The organism is Streptomyces sp. MAI_2237 (assembly GCF_054189285.1).
The window spans coordinates 1,527,559-1,550,954 of the sequence record NZ_JAJPGQ010000009.1 but is presented as its reverse complement, the minus strand read 5'-3'; the positions used below and the strand labels follow the sequence as shown (position 1 = coordinate 1,550,954).

The window sequence follows — 23,396 nt, the reverse complement described above, 5'->3', positions numbered from 1 at the left end:
CCTCGCCCGCGCCGTGGTCACTCGACGGCCGGCTGACGGGTGTTGACGGCCCTGAGCGCGATCCGGCGCAGTACGGAATTCCCCGCCACCATCGCTCGCACCTTCTGCCCCGACGTCATCTGGGCGTGCCGCAGCGCGGCCGGCAGGGTGCCCACGGTCACCCACCCTTCGCCCAGAGCCAGGGTGCCCGTCTTCATCTCCTGCTTGTAGCGCTCGTCACCCTTTCCGAGGTCGAGGTGCTCGATGCCCCTCGCCGCCGCGGCCTCGGCCATGCGCAGCAGAAGAAGGATGCCCGGCGAGAAGCGCGCCGCCTCGGCGTCGTAGGCGGGGAACCAGTACTGGAGCATGCGCCCGGAACGCAGCCCGAAGTGCATGGCCACGGGTCGGTCGCCCGCGTACAGCGTGGACAGCGTGCCGGTGCAGGTGGCCGACCTGGTGCGCATGAGCCCGCGCAGCAGCGCCACGACCGAGGGTTTGGCGAAGAGGTCCACCTGACCCTTCGCCCGGTACTGCGCCGACTTCCAGCGCATGAGCGTGTCGAGGCGTTCGGGCGCGGCCTCTTCGAACACCAGCGATATCTCACCCAGGCTGCGCGTCAGCCGGCGTTCCTTCGCCTCCAGTTGTTTCATCCGGGCCGGTGACCTGCCGCGCAGATCCCCGGCGTAGGCCTCGTAGCCGGACGTCAGGTCGATGACCGGTGACCCGGACCTGCGCACCACACCGCTGTCGAAGGGCCTCTGGCCGGTGGTGAGATGGTCGTACCGCCAAAGGCGCAGTCCACAACCCCGCAGCAGCGCCCGGACGTCCCAGTCCAGTCCCGGCGCGTGCACCAGTCCCTGCACGTCGGACAGGCCGCTGCCGATGGGCAGCCCGAGTCCCAGCCGGTGGTGCTCGTACGGGAAGTACCCCACCGGCACGGACCCCTCCGAGAGCACGGCGACGCGGGCTGTGGCCCGGTGCCGGCCGACGGCCAGGGTGAACTGCGGCGACAGGAAGGGACTGGCGAGGGCCGGAGTGGCTTGCTGCAGAGCCTTCCACGCGGCGATGTCCGCGGCGCCGAGGCGGTCCGGGGTGAGCACGGTCACCGTCATGGTGTGGCTCCTCTCTGCAACTTCGCGATCACCGAGGCGTAGTCCTCGAGTGAGGATCCGGGAGTGCCGTCGTACAGGTTGTGGTCGAAGGCCCACATCAGTCCCGTGAGCCCGCAGGACTTCAGCTGGCGCGCGGCATCGTTCATGACGCCCGGGTAGTAGGCGGCCACATGCGGTCCCGCGCTCTCCCCGCTGATGACGAAGCCCTCGCGCGCGGCGATCCGGGAGATCCACCGCACCGACGACCACGTTCGCACCCGGGCCTCGGAGCCACGGGTGAGGGCGTCCGGCGTGACGGCGCCGTCCGCGGGCCGGCAGACGTTGTTCCTGGGCGCACCCGAACCGTCCACCAGCGCGGTGGAGACCAGTTGTACGGTGCGCCGGTGCTCGATCAGGCCGATGGTGCGGAAGAAGCCGGCGCCGCGGCTGATGAGCCCCGCGTCGGCCGTCGCGCCGAGGTGAGCGCGGACGGCCGCGGACAGGTCGCTCGGATAGAACCCGCCTCCGGGGATCAGCACCAGCAGCAGCCCGTGGTAGCCCAGGGCTTCATACTGTCTGGTCTGCCAGTTCACCGCGTCGGCGAGCGCCGCGACGTACCAGTCGTACCACCGGGATACCCGGCCGGCGGTGAAGGGGGCCCCGCGGTAGGTGGTCTGCCCGGGCCGCCAGCCCGGGTAGGGGTTCGGCGGCACGGTCGCGGGCCGGCCGGGATCCGCCCCACTCGCCTGCGCGTGCCGGTCGAAGGCCCAGTACGACACCGCGCCCCCGCTGCTCGAGGCCGGTGGCGGGTAGGTGAACTCCCCGGTGCCGTTCACGCCGATGCGCAGCGCCCAGAAGTTGCCCAGACCGATCTCCTGGTTCAGCCGTCGCAGGTAGCCCTCCACCGCGTTGCGGATCTCCTGGCTGAACACCAGGTTCGGGGTGGAGGTGAAGCGCGCGCCGCCCTGGTCGGTGAAGGCGTCCTCCGGATACCTGCCGCTCAGCCAGGACGGTGGGTTGTTGAGCCCGACGCCCGCTTCCACATGCAGTCCCGCGTCCCGGAACATCCGCAGCTTCCGCTTGATCGCGGCGACGTAGTGCTGGTCCACCTGCCCCGGGGCCGGTTCGAACCGGTCCCAGTACACCGACATATGGGCCATACGCATGCCTCGTGCCTTGTCCGCCCCGGCGGTGCGCGGGCTCGTCTGCAGGGTGCCGAAGAAGAACCGCTGGTGGGGGTCGCCGGGGTCGCCGAGACGGATGAAGGAGACCACCGCGGCCACGACGGCGACGACCACCGCGTAGACGACCCACCGGCGCGCCCGCGAGCGTCCGGTCGCGCCGCCGTACCCGCTGCGGTCCGTCATGCCAGCAACTCCTCGTACAGACTCGAGTACTGCGCCGCGAACTGAGCCACCCCGAAACGCTCCTCGACCGTCACGCGGCCCCGCCGCGCCAGGTCCTGCCAACACCGGGGCCGGTCCAGCAGCTGCCGCAACAGACGGCCGGTCCGCTCGCAGTCGCCCGGAGCGGCCGTCAGCACGGTGCCGCGCAGGGACTCGAACTGCGGCAGCTCGCTCAGCACGACGGGGCGCCCCGTGGCGAGAGCCTGGAGCACGGTGAGCGGAACGTCCGCCTTGCCGCCGAGCGCCCGGGGCACGTAGAGGAGGACGTCCGCGGATGCCAGGAGGGCATGCATGTCCGAGCCGCTGCCGAGCACTTCGGTGTCCGCGAGGCCCTGGCGGGCGGCCTGGGCACGCAGATTCCCCTCCAGGGTGCGGGTGTCCTGGCCCGGCCGGTCGCGCAGCGCGAGAACCAGCCGGAAACGGGCTCCCGCGCGAGCCGCCACCGCGGCCGAGGCGATCGCCTCCTCGGCACCGCCTCCCGTGTCGTGATGACCGGTGACCAGCACGGTCGGCCTGTCCGTGAACGGCCGGGGCCGGAGGGGCCACTCGTCCAGCCGGACGACGGGCCGGATGACCCGTACCTGGCCGAAGCCGGCGGTGCGCATCTGCGCCGCGGTGACCTCGGACAGCGCCACGGTCGGCCCGAGTGGGCGGGACCGTGCGAGAAGCGCGGGGTTCATGACGCCGGGGACGGTGTGCAGGACCGGTGTGTCGCCGACAAGCCGGTCCCAGAGACGGGAAAAGAGGGGAAAGCTGCTGCCGATGGTCATCACGGCGTGCACGAGGTCGCACCGCCGGGTGAGGGCACACCCGGCCGCCGCAGCCTGGACCCGCACCGGCAGACGGGGGATACCGTCACGGGACAGCAGGGGAACGGACCGCCCCGGCAGATCCCGCACCGTCTCGTCGAGCCCGGGCCACCTGCGGAACCACAGATAGCGGACCTGGGGGATGCCCTGGGCGAGGGCCATCGCGAGATCGGTGTCACCTCCCCGCCCCCCGTCGACCGGGCCGCTGGTGAGGAGCAGGACACGAGGCCGACTGCGGTCACCGGCCATGGTCGGCCCCCGTCCGCAGGTCGTGGGCGGACGCCCGGAACCGGAGATACTCCTTGTCGGGCAGTGGCAGCTTGTACAGCGCGAGCGTGCCGTAGGAGCGTCCGTGGAAGGTGAACACCAGCCGGCCCTCGGCCGCCAGGTGCCGGGCCGTGCGGGCATCCATCGTGCCGTACCCCTGATCGATCACCTTCCAGGGGACGACCAGATAACGGGCGTACGCCCGGGTCCGGGCCTCGGGTGTGACCCAGTCGCCCATTTCGTACCTGTCCCGCAGCGCCCACGACGAGATACCGCCGCTGGCGCCGCCATCGGCCGCGATCACCGCGCTGCCCACGGGCACGTGCTTGCGCATGTAGCCGCGCAACTGGGCGTATCCGTCGTCGCGTCCGGTGTGCACCTTGGCGTAGGAGGCGCCGGAGAAGGCGATGGTCGCCGTCAGGAAGCCGACGAGGCTCACGAGCAGGACCCTGCGCACCACCCGGCGGCCGTCGCGCCGCCGGAAGCGCTCGATGCCCACTCCGAGCGCGGCGCCCAGCACCACCACGGTGGGCACGATGAGCAGATAGAGCGCCTGTTCCTCGAGTGTCCCCTGGGCGAGCGCGAAGGCCAGGGTGAGTCCGGCGCACAGGTGGAACAGGGCCAGCATCCTGAGCACGGGGTCCTTCCGGCGCAGCAAGATCACCAGGGCGACAGGGCCGAGCAGAAGCAGCGCGTAGGTGGAGGCGAACGTCGTCACCTGGTCGATGAGCCGGCTGGTCAGCGAGGGAGTCCCCGCGGCGTGGAACCCGGACTCCTGGACGATCCCGAGCAGGCGGGCCGCACCGTGGCTCTTGTCGTACCAGAACGGTGTGAAGTGACCGTAGAGTCCGACGAGGGCCACATACAGTCCGTACGGCACGACGGTGGCCGCGAGCGTGGTGAGCAGCAGTCTTCTGGGAGGCCCCCAGCCGAGGATCAGCGCGAGGACCAGGGGCAGCACGCTGATGAGCGCCGAGTGGTCCTTCGTCAGCAGTGCCAACCCGAAGAGCAGACCGGCCGCCACGGCCCGCAGCCGGGGCCGGCCGGGCAGCGGCTCGCGGGCCAGGGACAGCAGGACCAGGTATCCGGCCAGCACGAACAGCACCGTCTGGGTGTCCAGCATCACCCGGTCGTTCTGCCGGATGACGTACGGGTCCAGGGCGAACAGCAGGGCGGCCACGACACCGGCGGCGCGGGACCCGGCCTTGCTGACCAGCAGCAGTATCAGGACCGCTGTCACGGCTCCGAGGAGGACGTTCACCAACCGGGCCTGGTACAGGCCGGTGACGAGGTCGGGGCTGATGCCGACGAGCTTGCCCCAGCCCGCCTCGACGTAGAAGTAGCCGGGCGGATGCAGGAAGAACAGGCCCTCGGAGGTGCGGGGGAAACCGCCGTGCGCGGCGCTGACGCCGAGCTGACGGTAGATCAGTTCGTCGACGAAGAGGTCCGCGGAACGGCCCACGTTCACCAGCCGCAGCACCGCGGCCAGCAGGAAGACGCCGACTGCCAGGACACCCGTCGGCACGGCACGGCGCGTCGTCGGCGGCGTGGTCCGCACAGGGCGTGCCTCGAGGGTGGTCATGAGGAGGTCTCGCTGAACAGGTAGAGCTCGGGGCCGAGTGGGACGCGGCCGCCGGGGAACATGGCCCGGGACTGTGTGCGGTAGCCGAGGATCGCGGCGGACTTGGCGCCCAGTCCCGTGGTCCAGGTGACTTCTTCGCGCAGGCCGTTGCGGCGTACGAAGTCGGTGTCCATTGCCTCGTGCCGGATGTAGGGGAAGTCGCCGTAGTAGACGACGTGGTGTCGGCTCGTCTCGGCTGCCGTCCTGACCAGCAGATGGTCGACGTGCCCGCCGATCGCGAGCGGCGCGAGCAGCAAGGGCCGGGCTCCGCCGGACGGTTCCGGGGCGGCGAGCGACCTGACGGTGCGGGTGAGGGTGCGCAACAGGTCGCCGTCGTAGGGCGAGATGCGGCCGGCGGCGAGATGCCGACGGTAGGTGGGATAGACGTGGTCGCGCTCGGGCAGCAGCCGGTTCAAACCGTGTGCGGCCTCCCTCCCGCGAAGGGTCTTGCGGCGGAAGAGCCCCTCCGTGAGGCCCATGTGCTGCCAGGTGATGCCCATGGCCGTGAGCACATCCCGGTCCTCGCCGCGGCGAGCGGCGTACAGCTCCTCGGCGTCACGCATCCCGGACAGATGCAGGAAACGGCGAGCGGACAGGGTGTACGGCGGCGGGGCCCCCGTCGTGAACAGCGTGACGACGGTGACGGGCGCATGTTGCCGGGTGTGCGCCATCAGAGCCCCGCACGACAGCACCGCGTCGTCGAGGTGAGGTGAGAGCACCACCAGGGGCACACCCTTGTCCACCAAGGTGGAGAACGGATCAGCAGTCATGGACGATCACCTCCCGCGGTGAGGACTCCGTGCGGCGGCGGACGACTCGAGTGCGTCGCGCACCGTGGCCAGGTACCGGTCGGTCATCGCCTCCCACGTGTACTGCCGTGCCGCCAGGGACGCCTGACGCCCCAGCGCACGGCGGAGGTCCGCGTCCGCGGCGAGCCGGCCGATCTCCTCGGCCATCCGGTCGACGTCGAAGCAGGGAACGCCGATGTTCCCCTTGCCCTCCATCCAGGCCAGGGAGGGCAGGTCGAAGTGGAGCACCGGCTTGCCGTGGACCATGCTCTCGAGTGCGACGAGCCCGAACGCCTCGGTGCGCGAGGGCATGACCATGAACGCGCTCTCCCTGAGCAGTTGCTCTTTGCGTTCCGAGGCGACGAAGCCGAGGCGGCGGACGTTGGCGCCCGTGTGGGCGAGCAGCGACTCCAGCCTGCGTTCCTCGGCCGCCGTGCCGTGTCCGGCGATGATCAGCGGCAGGGCCGGGGCAGCCGCCGCGTACGCCGTCAGCAGCAGGTCGAGGCCCTTGAGCTTCACGTCGAGCCGGCCCAGGAAGAGGATGCTCCCGCCGCTGCCGAACTCGTCCTCCTCGACGTGCCGCTGGTCCACACCGTTCTCGATCAGGTGTACCGCCGCCTTCGGACTGTGGCGCCGGGCTTCCGCGGCGTCCGACTGATTGATGACGACCAGGTCCCGGTGGCGGCGCAGGGCCCAGTGCTCGATGGGGAAGACGGGGAGGTGGTACTTCCGCCAGGTGGCGTCGCTGCACCGGCACTGGTTGATCCCGATGACGGGCTTCCTGGCGAACAGGGGCAGCAGACCCGTCGTGAACGGGGGAGTGAAGTTCTCCAGCCACACGTCGTGCGGGATCCTTCGGGCGACGAGGGGAAGCACCGCCTGGAACAGCAACTGGGCGGCCCGTGGACCGGCCTTGCAGACAGGCACGAAGCGGTACCGCAGCCCCTCGCGCACCTGTGTTCCGCCGTGGGCGGCCGCGGTGACGACGGTGACGTCGAAATCCTGGGCCAGGCGGCGGGCCACATGATCGATCACGACCGACCCGCCGCCCCGGTAGTCGGTGCTCTGGACGGTGTCGAAGGCTGAGACGACCACCCGCGCTCGCGGGCGTGGCACGGGCCCGTCGGAGGCGTCGGCGCGGGGCTGCTCACGCGACGTGTTCCCGCGCGCCACCATGAGCCGGAAGGCGGCGTCCGCGGCGAGGGCCGGCGTGGTGGCGCGCGCGTCGAGACCGACAACGTCGGCCGAGACGGGCGCCCAGCGGCGGTAGCGTTCCTGCCAGTGCCGTCCCGGGTCCCTCCCGTCCGCGGCGTCGCCCGCCGGCTCCTCGCCGGCATGACTCTCGAGGAGCAGCGTCAGGTCGTACGCGCCGGCCAGGCGGCGGAAGAGCGCAGCCGTCCGGGAGCCTGCCGGGGGATCGAACTTGGCCAGGGAGTCGAGCGGTCCCCGGTCGGTGAGGATCACGCAGGGACGGCGCAGTGCCAGCCGGCGCACGGCGGCCCGCACCCGCGCGCCGGCCAGCCGCAGGGCGGTCTCGGACGCGTCGATGCGGGCGTGAACGGCGTCGAACCAGGTTCCGCGCTGCGACGACGGGCCCGTAGGGCGTCCGGACCGGGGCCGTCCGGGGAAGCGGCGGCACACCACGCAGCCGTAGCAGTAGGTCCTCGTGACCGTGCAGCCCTCCTGCCGTAGCGTGGCCACGACCCGGCCCACCAGAGTGGTCTTGCCGGAATCGTCGGGGCCGGACACCGCCACCAGCAGTCGGCCGGGGATCGGCGGGCGCGGTGAGGAGTGTTGTGGGCCGGTCATGAGGTCCCCGCCTTTCGGGTCTTGGTGACGTACAGCGGGATCCTGAGCGCGGCCTCTCGTACGGCGCCTTCGATGCGCCCCTCGCGCAGCAGACGGGGGGTGTGCTCCACCGCCACGTGAAGCGAGGTCCTGGCCGGCAGGGGCACGGGCAGGGCGACGAACTCACCCCGGTCGAGCCGTCCGACGGCTTCCATGGCGGTGGCCAGGGCCTGGCCGTGGGCGGTGCCCCAGCCTTCCCGGACCGACTCCCGCCAGGCCTCGGCCATCACGTCCGGCTGCAACAGCGGCCTGATGGCAAGGAGCTCCGACAGCTCGAAGGACAGATTCTGGAAGAGCGCGTGGGCCAGCCAGATGCGCAGCCGGTCGGCGGGGCGGGGTTCCAGCCAGGGCCGGTCGTCCGCGGCCAGCGCGCGGGCGAAGAGCCGGTCGTTGGACATCACCGGGACGCCGAACCAGCACACGGACGCGTGCAGGTGGGCGGCCGGTCCGCTGGGCGGCCAAAGGAGCACCTTGGTCGAACGCTCCAGCCAGTACCGCTCACGGCGCACGGACCAGCCGGACAGGGCCTCGGCCGCCGCTGCCCACCGGCCGTCGGGGACCACCAGATCGAAGTCGCCGCCCACGTGCTCGCCCGGCCCGTCCGCCTTGATCAGGACGCTCGGGATCCCGGCGGCCAGCAGCCGCTCGGTCGCCTCGCGCAGACTGCTGCGGAAGGACGCGTCGCGTTCCTCCACCTCGGCCACGGTCTCGGCCAGTTGCCGCGGATAGCACCGGGCGAGCAGGGCTTCGGTGTTGCTGTCCCGGGCGACCGCCAGCGCGCGGCGCAGTTCGTCCTCGTCCGCGGCCCTGACGTCATGGCGCCACACGGCGTCGAGGAGGAGCCGAGCGCCGGCGGTATCCCCGCGGGGGCGTACGGCACCGCGGCGTGGGCCGTCCCCACCAGGACCACGGTCGGCGCCCGCGCTCTCACGGTCCGCGCCCGCGGCCTGTGCCGGTGTGTCCTCCCGGGGTGCCGAATCCTCCGACCGGCCGTGCGCGGTGGCCGTCGCCCGGTGACGAAGGAAGCGCACGGCCGCCATGATTCCGGTGGCCGTCGCGGCGACCAGCCACGCCGCGGGAACCGGACGCAGTGCCACGAGCACGCAGGTGACGACGAGCGGCTCGACCAGCGGCAGTTGTGCGAACACCCCGAACCCCTGCCTGCGCACCAGCAGACGCACCAGCAGCAGCAGCGCCGCCACAGCGCCGCAACAACCGCCGATCGCCATTCCGAGTACTCCTCCGGCCCGCCAGCCGATCATCAGGCCCGCGACGAACAGCAGCACTCCGACGGCCTGACGGGACTGGCAGGACTGGTCGTTGACCGCCTGGAAGAAAGTGGAGACGAGGTTGATGCCGCCGATGGCGAACCCCGACACCGCGGTGAACATGACGAGCCTGCTCAACATGCCGTAGTTCGCCGGGAAGATGACGTCGAGCACTCCCGGCGGTGTGGTGGCGTAGACGGCCGCGAGCGGGAAGGCGACGATGAGATACATCCGCATGGCGTTCGCGGCCAGCGGTGTTCCCATGCGACGCCGGGACAGCGCGGGGAAGAACGCCACGGAGACGGCGCTGGCCAGGAAGAGCGGCGCCCGGCCCATCATCACGCTCACCTGATAGCTCGCGGTGGCCGCCGCGCCGGCCGGAAGCAGCGTGACCAGGACCAGGTCGACGGTGGCCATCAGCGCCACCAGGCTCTGCACGGTGCCCAGTTCGACCGCCCGGCGCCACAGGTCACGGTTGGCCCGTGCCTGGGCCCACCGCCCGCGTCCGCGGGTCATCCGGTAAGGCCACCAGATCAGGAGGGGGAGCGCCGCGATCCCGAACGCGGCCAGGGCGCCGGTGGCACCGAGCCCCAGCACCGACACGAGGAACAGGCCGACGACGACCTTCAGGACCGCCTCACCGGTGAGAACGCCTGCCAGGGTGCGCATCCGTTCGGTGCCCTGGAGCCAGCCACCGCTGACCCGTGTGACGTAGATCAGCAAAGTGACGACGCCGAGCGCGGCGACGGTGGTCGCGCCGGCGAACCGTGAGGCCACCAGGGCGACGACACCGCCGGCCACCACGCCGCCGGTCACCGCGATCACGACGGAGAACCTGACGGCATCGGCGCGATCGGTCTGCGAACGCGCGCGTGCCAGGGCCTGAGCCAGCACCCAGGGGATGGCGACGAGAGCGATGGTCGCCGCGCACAGCACCAGTCCCTGTCCCGCGGCAAAGGTCGCGAAGTCGTCCACGGCCAGCGACCGGGTCAGCAGCAGGGCGTAACCGTAGTTGAGGGCTCCGATGGTCAGCCACGCGGCGGTGATCCAGCGGGCTCCCTGCACGGCTGTGACATCGTCCGGCCGTGCGGCCGTTCGGGGAGCGGAGACGCGTATGGAGGTCATGGCGCGGTGCGGTCACTTTCGCTGTGGGTGCCGTCTGAGGTCCGGCCGGTTCCCACCAGGACGTCCCGGCGGCTGGCCAGGGTGAGTTCGCTGGGCCGTACGTTCAGGCGGCGAAGGGCTCTCGCGGCGCGGACCTCGTCGCAGCCGTGCAGGAGCACCCGGAAGGTGCCGTCGCCGCACCGGTTCCAGGCGTCGGTCAGCCGCAGGGCGTGGCGCAGGAGCTGCTCCATCGCGTTACCGTCCGTCACCCGGAAGCTGCCGATGACGCAGAGATCGCTCGGCCGGCGGCGCGAGCGCCGGTGACGCCGGGTCCGCGCCATCTCCTCCAGGACCACTGCGGCAAGTCGCTCCGCGGTGCTCTCCCAGGAGAAGGTCTCGGCCCACGACCGGCACCGCCGAGCCGTCCGCTGCCGCACGTCCGCGTCGGTGAGCTCGGCCAGCGCGTCCGCGACTGCGCCGGCCAGGTCCGAGTCGGGTGGCAGAAGCCATCCGGTGCGACCGGGCTGGACCGCGTCGCGCAGACCCGGCACATCGAAGGCGACGGCGGGAGTACCGACCGCGTTGGCCTCGATGACGGTGAGACCCCAGCCCTCGGCGACGGACGGGACGACGGTGAGCCATGCCCGGGAGAGCAACTCCCACTTGCGCTCGTCGCTCACCCGGCCGTGGAACGCCACCGCGTCCGAGACGCCGAGCCGCTGTGCGAGGTGCCGCAGATGGGGAAGTTCGCTGCCGTCTCCGGCGATGTCGAGACGTATGCCGGGCATCTTGTGCATCAGCGCGGGCATGGCGTGGACCAGCAGGTCCAGTCGCTTCTGGGGTACGAGCCTGCTCACGACCGCGATGGCCGGCGTCCGGCTGCGCGCAACGCGGGGGGACCCGTCGGACGCGCTGAACGCACCGGCGAGCGAGCTGCCGTTGGGCACGATGTAGACCGGGTTGCGGAAGCCGAGTTCACGCCGGATCCCCTCCAGAGTGGACGGAGAGACCACGACGACCGGCCGCCCGTGGTAAACGCGACGGCTGACCTGCTTCTCCAGGAGCCTGCCGACGACGTTCAGCGGCCTGGGCAGAAGCATGTCGAACTGGCTCTGGTGGACGTGGTGCACGACGCACAGGTCGGCGGTCCAGCGCGGCGTGAACAGCGGCGAGAAGAAGGGGATGCCGTTCTGGCAGTCGATGACGGCGTCGTAGGCGTGCCGGTGGCGCAGCAGGTGCCGGGCGGCCGCCGTGTAGACACCGTAGGTGCCGCCGCCGCGCACAATCCGTATGCCGTCGGACATCGAGCCGGGTTCGGAACCGGGGTGGCGGGCGGTGAACACCGTGACGTGGGCCCCGGCCTCGCTGAAACGGCGGGCGGTCTCCCAGCAGAACGCCTCGGCGCCGCCGGCCTGCGGGTGGGAGGGATCGCGCCAGTTGAGGAAGAGTATGTCGGCTCGGTCGAGTTCGTTCAGTGCAGTCATGGCGGTCACCGCGCTATCGATATCCGGATCAGGTCGGCCATGGAGCGCAGCCCGTCGCGGCGGGCCGAGAACGTCGATCCCGGGACGTCGCACCAGGTGACCGGCACTTCTGTGACTCGGTGTCCGTGGCGCGCGAAGCGGGCGAGGATCTCCACGTCGAAGGCGAACCCGTCGACCTGGCAGCCACTGACGACCTCGCGGATGAGGGGGCCGTCGAAGAACTTGAAGCCGCACTGCGTGTCGGCGATGTCGGGGAGGGACATGCGGGCCAGTCGCCGGAAGACCCAGCCGCCGCAGCGGCGCAGCGTGGACTGCTCGATCTCGTAGGACGCGCCCGGAGCGCGGCGGGAGGCTATGACCGCCGCGTGACCCTCCTCGAGCAGCGCCATCACGGGGTCGAGCGTCTCGATGGGGGTGGCGCAGTCGGCGTCGGCGAATCCCACGTAGCGGGCCGACGAGGTGGAGATGCCCCGGCGTACGGCAGCTCCCTTGCCGTGGTCGCTGCAGCCGATGGCGTACACCGGGACGGGCGCGTGGGCGAAACGCTCCACGACGTCGTGCGTTCCGTCGGCGCTGTCGTTGTCCACGACCACGATCGCGGAGGCCCAGGACCTCTCGGAGAGGTGGTCGACCGTGGCCTCGATGGTGGAGGGCAGACGGCGTTCCTCGTTGAATGCCGGGAAGATCAGCTCCAGGTCCACCGGGGGGCGGATGAGTGCGGAAGTCATCGCGCAGCGCCGCCTTCCGGGGTGTGCCGCCGCTCTGCGGCGGTCGGTTCGGGAGCGCCGCGCGGGTGAGGGGTCCCCGAGTCGCGGGTGCGACGCCGGCCGGTGGACCGCGAGTCGGTGAGACAGCGGCTGCCGGAGCCCTGGGGGGAAGGGGCGCGTACGGGGCGCGGCGACCGGCGTGCCGGCCGGTCTGTTGCGCGACGCAGGGGGTGGAGGGCGGAAGTGGTCGGGTTTCGACTCGGAGGTACATACACGTCGAAATCCGTCTCTATGAGAAGATTACGCTGTATACATACACATTCAGCTGAACCCGCCACTAAGTCAAGGCGAGCCGCGCCCAAGTTCGGTTGACGCGGCAGAGCAGGGAAGGGAGGGTGTACGTATATGACGTAAATTTACGCAGGACCCGACTTTCCCGGTGGTGGTCGTGATGCGAAAGGGGACTCCTGTCCCAGGCCCGCGACGACCGCACGGCGCGACACCCGTCATGACCCTGCCCCAGCCGTGTGCGCGCCCCGTGCGAGCCGACGAGTCCGGCTCCCTCGGTGCCCGGCCGGTGACCGACCCGTCGCGGTCCGACTTCCGGACGCATCGTTCCTGGTGGGAGCCGCTGCTGCCGCGGCACTGCCAAGGACGCGCCGACCATGAGCGGCTCCCGTCATGAATACGCCCATCGAGGACTACGCCCTGCTCAGCGACCTGGAAACCGCCGCCATGGTCGGCAAGGACGGGTCGATCGACTGGCTGTGCCTGCCCCGGTTCGACTCGCCCGCGTGTTTCGCCGCGCTCGTGGGAACGCGGGACAACGGCTTCTGGCGGGTGGCTCCCGTCGCCGGACGCCGTTGCACCCGCCGGGCGTACCGGCGGGACACGCTGATCCTGGAGTCGGAGTGGCACAGCGCGGCCGGCGCCGTGCGGGTCATCGACTTCATGCCGCCGCGCACGCACTCACCGTGCGTGATCCGCGTCGTGGAGGGTCTGCGGGGTTCGGTGACCATGCGCAGTGACCTGCGCGTGCGGTTCCACCAGGGCCGCGTCCTGCCGTGGGTCCGGGCCGTCGGATCGGGCACCTTCGCGGTCGCCGGACCGGACGCCGTCTGGCTGCACGCGGACGGGCCGGTGAACATGCCGGGCGACGAGCGCGAGACGGTGCACGACTTCGTCGTCCCGGCGGGCCGGAGGCTGGCCCTGACGCTGGTCTGGTCGCCGTCGCACCTGACCGAGCCGCCGCCGCAGCTGTCCGTCCCGGCGGAGACCGCGCTGAAGGAGACCAGTGACTACTGGCGGCGCTGGAGCGCCCGGTGCCGCTATGAGGGGCCGTGGCGGGACGCGGTGGTGCGTTCCTTGATCACCCTCAAGGCGCTCACCTACGCGCCCACGGGCGGCATCATCGCCGCACCCACCACCTCGCTCCCCGGCCGCGTGGGCGGAGAACGCAACTGGGACTACCGCTACTGCTGGCTGCGTGACTCCACCCTGACCCTGTCGTGCCTGCTGCGCAGCGGTTACCGGGAGGAGTCCACGGCCTGGCTGGACTGGCTGGTACGGGCGGTCGCCGGTGACCCCGACCATCTGCAGACGGTGTACGGCGTCGAGGGCCAACGGCTCCTGACAGAGACCGAGGCGCCGTGGCTGACCGGCTACGAGGATTCCCGGCCGGTCCGCTTCGGGAACTCGGCGACGAGCCACTTCCAGTTGGACGTGTACGGCGAGGTCATGGACACGCTCTGGCTCTCGCTCCGGGCCGGAATCCCCATGCCCGCTCACCTGTGGGACCTGGTCGAGGTGCTCATGGGTCACCTCGAACGGCACTGGCGGCGGCCGGACCAGGGGCTGTGGCAGGTGCGGGGGCCGCAGAGGCAATTCGTGCACTCCAAGGTCATGGTCTGGGTGGCCGCCGACCGTGCTCTGCGCATGGGGGCGCTGCTCGGCAGAAACGGATCCTCGGCCATGTGGCGGGCCATGCGCGACGACGTTCGCCGCGATGTCTGCCGCAGGGGATGGGACGCGCGGCAGCGGTCCTTCGTGCAGTCCTACGGTTCGCCGGCCCTCGACGCCTCCGCACTGCTCATCCCGCGCCTCGGCTTCCTGCCCGCCACGGACGAACGGGTGCGCGGCACCGTACGCGCCATGCGGCAACTGACCCACGGGGGGTTCCTGCGGCGGTACGACTCCGGCGGCGCCGTGCGCGGGCCGGACGGTATCCGTGGCTCCGAGGGCGCCTTCGTGTCGTGTTCCCTGTGGTACGCCCAATGCCTCGCCGCGACCGGGCATCCGCAGCAGGCCCGCGTCGCCTTCGAACGCCTTCTCGCCGTCCGCAACGACGTCGGTCTGCTCGCCGAGCAGTGGGACCCGGACGCGGGACGTCAACTGGGCAACGCGCCGACGGCGTTCAGTCACGCAGCTGTGGTGGAGACCGCGTTCGCCCTGTCGCCGAGGCCCTCCAGCACGCGGCCCCGCGGCCCGGCGACATCGGACCGACGCAGGTGAGACCGGCCCCGCAGGGTCTGGCAGGGCGCCTCACGTTGCTCCCGCGGCTCCCCACCGGCACAGCGCGGCCACAGCCTCCTCCGGCCTCATCGGCGGCGCCAGCAGGAACCCCTGCCCGTACCGGCAGCCCAGCGTGGCCGACGGTGTAGACAGACCAGCAGCGCGGCGGCGAGCACCGGCCATGAACGACGCGCCTGAGTCCTTCAGCCCTTCTTCTCGGGTCGCCGAGGGGAACTCGTGTAGCCGCGGGGGTTGAGCTGCTGGAACCGCCAGGCGTCCCGGCATATGTCGTCGAGGTTCCGTGTGGCACGCCAGCCCCAGGCCTGCGCCGCGCGGCTCGCGTCGGCGACGAGTTCGGCCACGTCACCCGGGCGGCGTGGTGCGGCCTCGTACGGGACGGGGTAGCCGCACGCCCCGGAGAAAGCGCTGACGACCTCAAGGACCGTGTTGCCCCGGCCCGTGCCCACGTTGAACACGTGCATGCCGGGCGCGTCGGCGAGGTGGTCGAGTGCGACACGGTGTGCCTCGACGGTGTCCATGACATGCGTGTAGTCGCGCACCGTCGTCCCGTCGCGCGTGGGGTAGTCGGTGCCGAAAACGTGAAGCCGTTCCTGGCCGCCGATCGCCACCTGGGCCAGGGACGGGATCAGGCTCTCGGGTGCGGCGCGCGGATCCTCGCCGAGCAGGCCGCTGGGATGGGCGCCTGCCGGGTTGCAGTAGCGCAGGCACAGCACCGTGTACTCGGGCCGGCGGCGGCAGACGTCGGCGAGGATCTGCTCGCAGGCCGACTTGGAGGCCGCGTACGGGCTGGCGGGCCGGGCGGGAGTGGCCTCGTCGAGCGGACCGGGGCCGGCGTGGCCGTAGATCGCGGAGGTGGAGGAGAAGATCAGTCGGTGGACTCCGTGCTCGTGCATGGTGTGCAGCAGCGCGGTCGTGCCGCCGACGTTGGTGTCGTAGTACTCGACGGGCGTCATCAGGGACCGGCTCGCCGACTTGGCGGCGGCCAGGTGCACCACCGCGTCCACGGAGTGACGGGCGAAGACCGATGACAAAGCGTGGCGGTCCCGGATGTCGAGTTCGTAGACGGCGCCGGCGAAGCGGCCGGCGATCCGCTCCACCCTCGAAAGGACCTGCGGCGTGCTGTTCGAGTAGTCGTCGACGACGATCAACTCGTAGCCGTGATCCAGCAGGTTGACGCACGTGTGACTGCCGATGAAGCCCGCCCCACCGGTGACCAGGACTGTTGACGGTGCACTCATGGGCGCTCGACCCCTCATCGCCAGCGTACATTTACGGCGTATGCTTACGACAGTGCTCCTGCTGTCGCCTCACGTCAAGCACGATGGGTCCACGCACCCTGGTGCCGGAGTCTCCCGTCAGGGCCTCACCAGCAACTGGAAGTCGAAGGCGTACCGCGACGCCCGGTAGATGTGGGTTCCGTATTCCACCGGACGCCCCGTGTCGTCGTACGCCGTGCGCTGCATGGTCAGGACGGCCGCCCCCTCCGGTTCGTCGAGGCGGGAGGCCTCGTCGGCCGTGGCGGAGCGGGCGCCGATGGTCTGGCGGGCGCTGTGCAGGGTGATGCCGGCGGTGCGCATCATGCGGTACAGGCCGGTCGCCTCCAGGCGTTCGGAGTCGAGGTCGAGGAGCGTCGCCGGCAGGTAGTTGCACAGCAGCGCCACCGGCTGGCCGTGGGTGAGGCGCAGCCGCTCCAGGACGATCACCTCGCCGCCCTCGGCGATGCCGAGCGCGGCCGCCACCTCCGGGGCGGCCGGCCGGCGCTCGTTGCGCACCACCTGGGTGGTCGGGCCCTGGCCGGCCGCTTCCAGGTCGTCGTAGAGGCTGGAGAGCTCCAGCGGACGCTTGACCTGGCTGTGGACGACCTGGGTGCCCACGCCGCGGCGGCGCACCAGCAGGCCCTTGTCGACCAGGGACTGGATGGCCTGGCGGACCGTGGGTCTGGACAGGCCCAGGCGGGTCGAGAGGTCGATCTCGTTGCCCAGGAGGTTTCCCGGGGCGAGGACCCCGTGCTCGATGGCCGCCTCCAGCTGCTGGGCGAGCTGGTAGTACAGCGGCACCGGACTGCCCCGGTCCAGGGCGAAGTCCAGGGAGTCGAGCGCGGGGGTGTTCGCGGCACGGGTCGCGCCACGGGTCTTCGCCATGGACGTACCTCCCTCCGATTGGAGTTGACGGGCTGTCAGGAGTGGCTGGGGAAACCGAGGTTGATGCCCGCGTCGGCCGGGTCGGGCCAGCGCGTGGTGATCACCTTGCCCTGGGTGTAGAAGGCGATGCCGTCGTTGCCGTAGATGTGCAGGTCGCCGAAGAGGGAGTCCTTCCAGCCGCCGAAGGAGTGGTAGCCGACGGGGACCGGGATCGGGACGTTCACGCCGACCATGCCCGCCTTGACCTCCAGCTGGAAGCGGCGGGCGGCGCCGCCGTCCCGGGTGAAGATCGCGGTGCCGTTGCCCCAGCGGGAGTCGTTGATCAGCTTGATCGCCTCGTCGTACGACTCCGCACGGACCACCGCCAGGACCGGGCCGAAGATCTCGTCCCGGTAGGCGTCCGCCGTCAGCGGCACCTTGTCGAGCAGCGAGACGCCGAGGAAGAAGCCGTCCTCGTGGCCCTCGACCGTGTAGCCGGTGCCGTCGACCACGACCTCCGCGCCCTGCTCGGCCGCCGACGCCACGTACGAGGCGACCTTGTCGCGATGCTCGCGCGTGATCAGCGGGCCCATCTCGGAGGCCGGGTCGTCGCCGGGACCGATCCTCAGGTTCTTCGCCCGCTCGGCGATCCTGGCGACCAGTTCGTCGCCGGTGTCGCCGACGGCGACCACGACCGACACCGCCATGCAGCGCTCGCCCGCCGAGCCGTAGGCCGCGTTGATCGCCTGGTCGGCCGCGAAGTCCAGGTCGGCGTCCGGGAGGACCAGCATGTGGTTCTTGGCGCCGCCCAGGGCCTGCACGCGCTTGCCGTGCTCGACCGCCTTCAGCTGGATGTACTTCGCGATCGGCGTCGAGCCGACGAAGGACACGGCCTCGACGTCCGGGTGCTCCAGCAGGCGGTCCACGGCCACCTTGTCGCCCTGTACGACGTTCAGCACACCGTCCGGCAGGCCCGCCTCGGCGGCCAGTTCCGCCAGTCGGAAGGAGGCCGAGGGGTCCTTCTCGCTCGGCTTGAGCACGAAGGTGTTGCCGCAGGCGATGGCGAGGGGGAACATCCACATCGGCACCATCGCGGGGAAGTTGAACGGCGTGATGCCGGCGACGACGCCGAGCGGCTGCCGGATCGAGGCGACGTCGACGCGGGTGGAGACCTGCGTCGACAGCTCGCCCTTCAGCTGCACGCTGATCCCGCAGGCCAGCTCCACGATCTCCATGCCGCGCGCCACCTCGCCGAGCGCGTCGCTGTGCACCTTGCCGTGCTCGGCGGTGATCAGCGCGGCGATCTCGTCGCGGTGGGCGTCCAGCAGCTCGCGGTACTTGAACAGCACCGCCGTGCGCTTGGCCAGCGAGGAGGTGCCCCAGGTCTCGAAGGCGGCCTTGGCCGCGGCCACGGCGGCGTCCACCTCGTCGACGCCGGCGAACCCGACCTGCTTCTCCTGCGCGCCGGTCGCCGGGTTGTACACGGCGCCGTAGCGGCCGGAGGCGGACTCGACGGGCTTGCCGCCGATCCAGTGGGTGATGGTCTTCATGGTGCGGGGGCCTTTCAGCAAAGGGGGATCAGAGGTGGCTCAGAGGTGGTGGCGGCGGTCGGTGACCTGGCGGTCGTACTCCTCGCGGGCCCGTACGGCGGCCTCGCGGGTGGCCGTCTCGGCGACCGGGACGTCCCACCAGGCCTCGGCCGGGGGAGCGGCCGGGCCGGCGGTGTCGGTCTCGACGTAGACACAGGTCGGGCGGTCGGAGGCGCGGGCCGCGGCGAGCGCCTCGCGCAGTTCGCGGACCGTCTTGGCACGCAGGACGTCCATGCCGAGGCTGCCCGCGTTGGCGGCCAGGTCGACGGGGAGCGGGGCGCCGGAGAAGGTGCCGTCGGCGGCCCGGTAGCGGTACGCCGTGCCGAAGCGCTCGCCCCCGACCGTCTCGGACAGGCCGCCGATGGAGGCGTAGCCGTGGTTCTGGATGAGGACGAGGTTGACCGGCAGGCCCTCCTGGACGGCGGTGACGATCTCGGTCGGCATCATCAGATAGGTGCCGTCGCCGACCAGGGACCACACCGGAGTGCCGGGCGCGGCCTGCTGGACGCCGATGCCGGCCGGGATCTCGTAGCCCATGCAGGAGTAGCCGTACTCCAGGTGGTACTGGCGGGGGCTGCGGGCCCGCCAGAGCTTGTGCAGATCGCCGGGGAGCGAGCCGGCCGCGTTGATCACGACGTCGTCGTCGCCGACGACCGCGTCCAGGGCGCCGAGGACCTGGGTCTGGGTGGGGACGGCGTGCTCGTCGGCGGCCGTGTAAGCGGCGTCGACGACCCGCTCCCAGCGTTCCTTGCCTTCACGAACCGCCGCCTCGTGAACCGGGTTCACACGGTGACCCGCGAGCGCCTCGGTCAACGCTGTGAGTCCGGCGCGCGCGTCGCACACCAGCGTCCGCGCCGACAGCTTGTGCGCGTCGAACGCCGTGATGTTGAGGTTGACGAACCGTACGTCCGGGTTCTGGAAGAGCGTGCCGGACGCGGTCGTGAAGTCCGTGTAGCGGGTGCCGACGCCGATCACCAGGTCGGCCGTGCGCGCGATGTCGTCGCTGACCGCCGTGCCGGTGTGGCCGATGCCGCCGAGGTCGGCCGGGTGGTCGAAGCGCAGCGAGCCCTTGCCCGCCTGGGTCGAGGCGACCGGGATGCCGGTGGCCTCCACCAGCGCCTTCAGCGCGTCCTCGGCCTCGCTGTGGTGGACGCCGCCGCCCGCGACGATCAGCGGGCGCTCGGCGGCCCGGATCGCCGCCACCGCCTCCGTCAGCTCGTAGGGGTCGGGCGCGGGGCGCCGTACGTGCCACACGCGCTCGGCGAAGAACTCCTCCGGCCAGTCGTGGGCCTCGGCCTGGACGTCCTGGGGGAGGGCGAGGGTGACCGCGCCGGTCTCGGCCGGGTCCGCGAGCACCCGCATGGCGTTCAGCGCCGACGGGATCAGGGCCTCGGGACGCGTGATCCGGTCGAAGTACCGCGACACCGGGCGCAGGGTGTCGTTCACGGACACGTCCGCCTCGGTGGGGTGCTCCAGCTGCTGCAGCAGCGGGTCAGGGGCGTGCGAGGCGAAGTAGTCGCCGGGCAGCAGCAGGACCGGCAGCCGGTTGATGGTGGCCAGGGCGGCGCCGGTGACCAGGTTGGTGGCGCCGGGCCCGATGGACGTCGTCACCGCCTGCGCGGAGAGCCGGTTGAGCTGGCGGGCGTACCCGACGGCCGCGTGCACCATGGACTGCTCGTTGCGGCCCTGGTGGAAGGGCATGACCTCGTCGCCCGACTCCAGCAGGGCCTGGCCGATCCCGGCGACGTTGCCGTGCCCGAAGATGCCCCAGGTGCCCGCGATCAACCGGTGGCGCACGCCGTCGCGCTCGGTGTACTGCGCGGACAGGAAGCGCACCAGGGCCTGGGCGACGGTCAGGCGGCGGGTGTTGCTCATCAGGACTTCTCCGGGGCCGTGTAGAGGGGGAGGCGGGCGTCGACCGGTTGGTCGGGCCAACTGTCGCGGACCCAGGCGTGATCGGGGTGGTCACAGATCAGCCAGGCCCGCTCGGGCTCGGGGCCCGCCATGACGTTGAGGTAGTACATGTGGTGGCCGGGCACCGCCATGGAGGGCCCGTGCCAGCCGTCGGGGATCAGCACCACGTCTCCGTCGCGCACTTCGGCCAGGACGTCGGTGTTGCGGCCGTGGCCCGAGGGGGACACCCGCTGGTAGCCGAGGCCGGGGACGCCGTCGTGGGCGGCGAACTCGAAGTAGTAGATCTCCTCCAGGACCGATTCCTCGCCGGGGCGGTGCTCGTCGTGCTTGTGCGGCGGGAACGACGACCAGTTGCCGCCCGGCGTGATGACCTCGACCGCGATGAGCTTGTCGCACTCGAAGACGCTTGCCGCACCGAAGTTGTTGACCTGGCGCGAGGAGTTGCCGGTGCCGCGCAGCTCCACCGGCACCGCGGAGGCCGGCCCGTAGCGGGCGGGCAGCCTGCGGGTGCAGCGCGCCCCGGTGAGCGCGAACCGTCCGCCGCCGGCCGACGACACCGTCGTACGGGCGTCGCGCGGCGCGTAGGCGAAGTCGCTGACCGCGCTGAACACGTTCTCGCGGCCGGTGAGTTCGAAGGTGTCGTGGCCGAAGTCGTCGGCGACGGCGACCGTGCAGGCGCCGCCGAGCGGCAGCACGATCCATTCGCTCTCGCCGGTGTCGAAGGTGTGCGTGCCGCCCGGCGGCAGCTCCAGCACGCGCAGGCTCGCATGGCCCCAGCCGGCCTTCTCGGGCGTGACGTCGACGGCGTACGGGCCGCCGAGGGCCTTGCCCGCGGGCAGGTGGTACGTCATGGGGCGCTCCTTCCTGTCACAGCACTGCTCGGTGTCACGGCGGTGTTCCTCCGTCTCACAGCAGACCGACGGCCGTGTCCACCGCGGTCTCCACGCTGCCCTCGGCCGGATAGAGCAGCGAGCGGCCCACGACCATGCCCTGCACGGTGGGCAGCCGCAGGGCCTTGCGCCAGCGCTCGTAGGCGCCTTCCTGGTCCTCGCCCACCTCACCGCCCAGCAGGACCGCCGGCAGCGTCGAGGTCTCCAGGACCTCGCCCATGGCGTCGGGGTCGTCGGTGACCGGCAGCTTCAGCCAGGTGTAGGCGGAGGTGCCGCCCAGGCCCGCGGCGACGGCTATCGACCTGGTGACGGCCTCGGCGGACAGGTCGTTGCGCACCTGGCCGTCGATCCGGCGGGAGACGAACGGCTCGACGAAGACGGGCAGCCGGTGCTCGGCGCACTCGTCGACCGCGCGGGCCGTGGCCTCCAGGGTGTCGAGCGAGCCCGCGTCCGTGTAGTCGATGCGGGTGAGGGTCTTGCCTGCGTCGAAGCGGGAGCGGGCGATGTCCCGGGCGCGGTAGCCGGTGAAGCGGTCGTCCAGCTCGAAGGAGGCGCCCGCCAGGCCGCCGCGGTTCATCGAGCACATGACGACCTTGTTCTCCAGCGCCCCGAGCAGCAGCAGGTCCTCCAGGACGTCCGCGGTGCCCAGCACCCCGTCCACGCCCGGCCGGGACAGCGCGACGCACAGGCGCTCCAGCAGGTCGGCGCGGTCGGCCATGGCGAGCCGGCGGCCGCCGACGCCGAGCGCGCCGCGCGCCGGGTGGTCGGCGGCCACGATCATCAGACGGCCGCCGGCGCCCAGGAGCGGGCGGCGCGCACGCCGGGCCGCGGCTTCGGCGACGGCTTCGGGGCGCTCGGCGCGGACCGAGACGAGGTCGGAAATGCGGAGGGGCGACAAAGGGGCTCCGTTCAGGAAGTGGCGCGGGACAGGAGGTCGTCGACCTCGGCCTCGGTGGGCATCGCGGAGGAGCAGGCGAGACGCGAGGCGACGAGGGCTCCGGCGGCGTTGGCGTACCGCATGATTTCGGCCAAATCCCAGCCGGACAGCAGGCCGTGCACCAGGGCGCCGCCGAAGGCGTCGCCCGCGCCGAGGCCGTTGGCCACCTCGACCGGGACCGGCGGGACCTCGGCGCTGGTGCCGTCGCGGTGCACGGCGAGCACGCCCTTGGGGCCCTGCTTGACGACCGCGAGCTCGACGCCCGCCGCGAGCAGCGCCTCGGCGCAGGCCCGGGGCTCGCGGACGCCGGTGGCGATCTCGCACTCGTCGAGGTTGCCGACCGCGACGGTCGCGTGCCGCAGGGCCTCCGTGTAGTACGGGCGGGCCTCCTCCGGGTCCCGCCAGAACATGGGGCGCCAGTCGAGGTCGAAGACGGTGGTGCCGGCGCGGTCGCGGGCCTTGAGGGCGGCGAGCGTCGCGGAGCGGCTGGGTTCCTGGCTCAGACCGGTGCCGGTGATCCAGAAGACCCGGGCCGCCCGGATGGCGAAGTAGTCCAGACTCTCGGAGTGTATCTCCAGGTCAGGGGCCTTAGGCTGCCGGTAGAAGTACAGAGGGAAGTCGTCCGGAGGGAAGATCTCGCAGAACGTCACCGGAGTCGGGTACGCGGCGACGGGCGTGACCCAGCGGTCGTCGACGCCGAACTCCTTGAGCGCCTGGTGCAGATAGGCGCCGAAGGGGTCGTCCCCGGTGCGGGTGATCACCGCGGTGTTCCGGCCGAGCCGGGCCGCGGCGACGGCCACGTTCGCGGCCGAACCGCCCAGGAACTTGCCGAAGGTCTCCACCTGGGCCAGGGAGACGCCGGACTGGAGAGGGTAGAGGTCGACGCCGATGCGGCCCATGGTGATCAAGTCGAAGGGCGGGGCTGACTCGGCCATGCGTGATGCTCCTCGGGCTGGGGTGCGGATCCCAGTGGGGCTGCCGCCTCCCAGGTGTAGGCCGCCACCGGTGGCCGTGTCAATACTTTGTACTTACATTCGGACCT

General features: G+C 71.5%; 17 protein-coding genes. 1 reads left to right on the top strand and 16 read right to left on the bottom strand.

What is annotated here, in order from left to right; all coding sequences use genetic code 11:
• Window positions 1-17 precede the first annotated feature (17 nt).
• Genes LN251_RS42470 through LN251_RS42430 form a run of 9 tightly spaced genes read right to left on the bottom strand, consistent with a single transcriptional unit; the run spans window position 18 to window position 12,393 of the window.
• Window positions 18-1,091: a GNAT family N-acetyltransferase gene (locus tag LN251_RS42470; protein ID WP_458249464.1), complete on the bottom strand. Its 1,074-nt coding sequence runs from the start codon at window positions 1,089-1,091 to the stop codon at window positions 18-20.
• Window positions 1,088-2,437, bottom strand: a complete 1,350-nt coding sequence (locus tag LN251_RS42465; protein ID WP_458249463.1) for a hypothetical protein — start codon at window positions 2,435-2,437, stop codon at window positions 1,088-1,090. The genes LN251_RS42470 and LN251_RS42465 overlap by 4 nt, the downstream gene beginning before the upstream one ends.
• Complete coding sequence (locus LN251_RS42460) at window positions 2,434-3,534, bottom strand: glycosyltransferase (protein WP_458249462.1); 1,101 nt, start codon at window positions 3,532-3,534, stop codon at window positions 2,434-2,436. The genes LN251_RS42465 and LN251_RS42460 overlap by 4 nt, the downstream gene beginning before the upstream one ends.
• Window positions 3,524-5,134 carry an ArnT family glycosyltransferase gene (locus LN251_RS42455; RefSeq protein ID WP_458249461.1) on the bottom strand — a complete coding sequence of 537 codons (1,611 nt, stop codon included), beginning with the start codon at window positions 5,132-5,134 and terminating at the stop codon, window positions 3,524-3,526. Before LN251_RS42455 ends, LN251_RS42460 begins: the two co-directional genes overlap by 11 nt.
• Window positions 5,131-5,943: a PIG-L deacetylase family protein gene (locus LN251_RS42450; protein ID WP_458249460.1), complete on the bottom strand. Its 813-nt coding sequence runs from the start codon at window positions 5,941-5,943 to the stop codon at window positions 5,131-5,133. The genes LN251_RS42455 and LN251_RS42450 overlap by 4 nt, the downstream gene beginning before the upstream one ends.
• A 6-nt stretch (window positions 5,944-5,949) precedes the next feature.
• Window positions 5,950-7,770 carry a glycosyltransferase gene (locus LN251_RS42445; RefSeq protein WP_458249459.1) on the bottom strand — a complete coding sequence of 607 codons (1,821 nt, stop codon included), beginning with the start codon at window positions 7,768-7,770 and terminating at the stop codon, window positions 5,950-5,952.
• Complete coding sequence (locus LN251_RS42440; RefSeq protein ID WP_458249458.1) at window positions 7,767-10,202, bottom strand: lipopolysaccharide biosynthesis protein; 2,436 nt, start codon at window positions 10,200-10,202, stop codon at window positions 7,767-7,769. The genes LN251_RS42445 and LN251_RS42440 overlap by 4 nt, the downstream gene beginning before the upstream one ends.
• Window positions 10,199-11,665, bottom strand: coding sequence for a glycosyltransferase family 4 protein (locus LN251_RS42435; protein WP_458249457.1), 1,467 nt, complete (start codon window positions 11,663-11,665; stop codon window positions 10,199-10,201). Before LN251_RS42435 ends, LN251_RS42440 begins: the two co-directional genes overlap by 4 nt.
• Before the next feature lie 5 nt (window positions 11,666-11,670).
• Window positions 11,671-12,393 (bottom strand): glycosyltransferase, encoded by a 723-nt coding sequence (locus LN251_RS42430; protein ID WP_458249456.1) that lies wholly within the window; start codon window positions 12,391-12,393, stop codon window positions 11,671-11,673.
• Between the two features lie 660 nt (window positions 12,394-13,053).
• On the opposite strand from LN251_RS42430, the gene LN251_RS42425 reads away from it, so the two are divergent.
• On the top strand, window positions 13,054-14,883 hold the full coding sequence (locus LN251_RS42425) for a glycoside hydrolase family 15 protein (protein WP_458249455.1): 1,830 nt from the start codon (window positions 13,054-13,056) through the stop codon (window positions 14,881-14,883).
• 203 nt (window positions 14,884-15,086) lie between these two features.
• Here LN251_RS42425 and galE read toward each other — a convergent pair whose 3' ends face one another.
• From galE to iolC, 7 genes are all read right to left on the bottom strand, one after another.
• Window positions 15,087-16,142 (bottom strand): UDP-glucose 4-epimerase GalE, encoded by a 1,056-nt coding sequence (gene galE, locus LN251_RS42420; RefSeq protein WP_458249454.1) that lies wholly within the window; start codon window positions 16,140-16,142, stop codon window positions 15,087-15,089.
• A gap of 117 nt (window positions 16,143-16,259) precedes the next feature.
• Window positions 16,260-17,045 (bottom strand): GntR family transcriptional regulator, encoded by a 786-nt coding sequence (locus LN251_RS42415; protein WP_458249453.1) that lies wholly within the window; start codon window positions 17,043-17,045, stop codon window positions 16,260-16,262.
• Between the two features lie 35 nt (window positions 17,046-17,080).
• Window positions 17,081-18,574: a CoA-acylating methylmalonate-semialdehyde dehydrogenase gene (locus tag LN251_RS42410; protein ID WP_458249452.1), complete on the bottom strand. Its 1,494-nt coding sequence runs from the start codon at window positions 18,572-18,574 to the stop codon at window positions 17,081-17,083.
• Window positions 18,575-18,613: 39 nt separating this feature from the next.
• A complete protein-coding gene (gene iolD, locus LN251_RS42405) occupies window positions 18,614-20,488 on the bottom strand; it encodes a 3D-(3,5/4)-trihydroxycyclohexane-1,2-dione acylhydrolase (decyclizing) (protein WP_458249451.1) in 1,875 nt (624 codons plus the stop codon).
• Entirely contained in the window at window positions 20,488-21,378 is an 891-nt protein-coding gene (iolB, locus tag LN251_RS42400; protein WP_458249450.1) for a 5-deoxy-glucuronate isomerase, read from the bottom strand. The genes iolD and iolB overlap by 1 nt, the downstream gene beginning before the upstream one ends.
• Before the next feature lie 55 nt (window positions 21,379-21,433).
• A complete protein-coding gene (locus LN251_RS42395) occupies window positions 21,434-22,315 on the bottom strand; it encodes a Cgl0159 family (beta/alpha)8-fold protein (protein ID WP_458249449.1) in 882 nt (293 codons plus the stop codon).
• A gap of 11 nt (window positions 22,316-22,326) precedes the next feature.
• Window positions 22,327-23,289 (bottom strand): 5-dehydro-2-deoxygluconokinase, encoded by a 963-nt coding sequence (iolC, locus tag LN251_RS42390; RefSeq protein ID WP_458249448.1) that lies wholly within the window; start codon window positions 23,287-23,289, stop codon window positions 22,327-22,329.
• Between the last annotated feature and the right edge of the window lie 107 nt (window positions 23,290-23,396).

Coding starts and splice junctions, on each gene's coding strand:
- LN251_RS42445 (WP_458249459.1), bottom strand. CDS start 7,770: ATGACCGGCCCACAACACTCCTCACCGCGCCCGCCGATCCCCGGCCGA.
- iolC (WP_458249448.1), bottom strand. CDS start 23,289: ATGGCCGAGTCAGCCCCGCCCTTCGACTTGATCACCATGGGCCGCATC.
- LN251_RS42415 (WP_458249453.1), bottom strand. CDS start 17,045: ATGGCGAAGACCCGTGGCGCGACCCGTGCCGCGAACACCCCCGCGCTC.
- LN251_RS42410 (WP_458249452.1), bottom strand. CDS start 18,574: ATGAAGACCATCACCCACTGGATCGGCGGCAAGCCCGTCGAGTCCGCC.
- iolD (WP_458249451.1), bottom strand. CDS start 20,488: ATGAGCAACACCCGCCGCCTGACCGTCGCCCAGGCCCTGGTGCGCTTC.
- LN251_RS42460 (WP_458249462.1), bottom strand. CDS start 3,534: ATGGCCGGTGACCGCAGTCGGCCTCGTGTCCTGCTCCTCACCAGCGGC.
- LN251_RS42435 (WP_458249457.1), bottom strand. CDS start 11,665: ATGACTGCACTGAACGAACTCGACCGAGCCGACATACTCTTCCTCAAC.
- LN251_RS42470 (WP_458249464.1), bottom strand. CDS start 1,091: ATGACGGTGACCGTGCTCACCCCGGACCGCCTCGGCGCCGCGGACATC.
- LN251_RS42455 (WP_458249461.1), bottom strand. CDS start 5,134: ATGACCACCCTCGAGGCACGCCCTGTGCGGACCACGCCGCCGACGACG.
- galE (WP_458249454.1), bottom strand. CDS start 16,142: ATGAGTGCACCGTCAACAGTCCTGGTCACCGGTGGGGCGGGCTTCATC.
- iolB (WP_458249450.1), bottom strand. CDS start 21,378: ATGACGTACCACCTGCCCGCGGGCAAGGCCCTCGGCGGCCCGTACGCC.
- LN251_RS42450 (WP_458249460.1), bottom strand. CDS start 5,943: ATGACTGCTGATCCGTTCTCCACCTTGGTGGACAAGGGTGTGCCCCTG.
- LN251_RS42465 (WP_458249463.1), bottom strand. CDS start 2,437: ATGACGGACCGCAGCGGGTACGGCGGCGCGACCGGACGCTCGCGGGCG.
- LN251_RS42425 (WP_458249455.1), top strand. CDS start 13,054: ATGAATACGCCCATCGAGGACTACGCCCTGCTCAGCGACCTGGAAACC.
- LN251_RS42440 (WP_458249458.1), bottom strand. CDS start 10,202: ATGACCTCCATACGCGTCTCCGCTCCCCGAACGGCCGCACGGCCGGAC.
- LN251_RS42430 (WP_458249456.1), bottom strand. CDS start 12,393: ATGACTTCCGCACTCATCCGCCCCCCGGTGGACCTGGAGCTGATCTTC.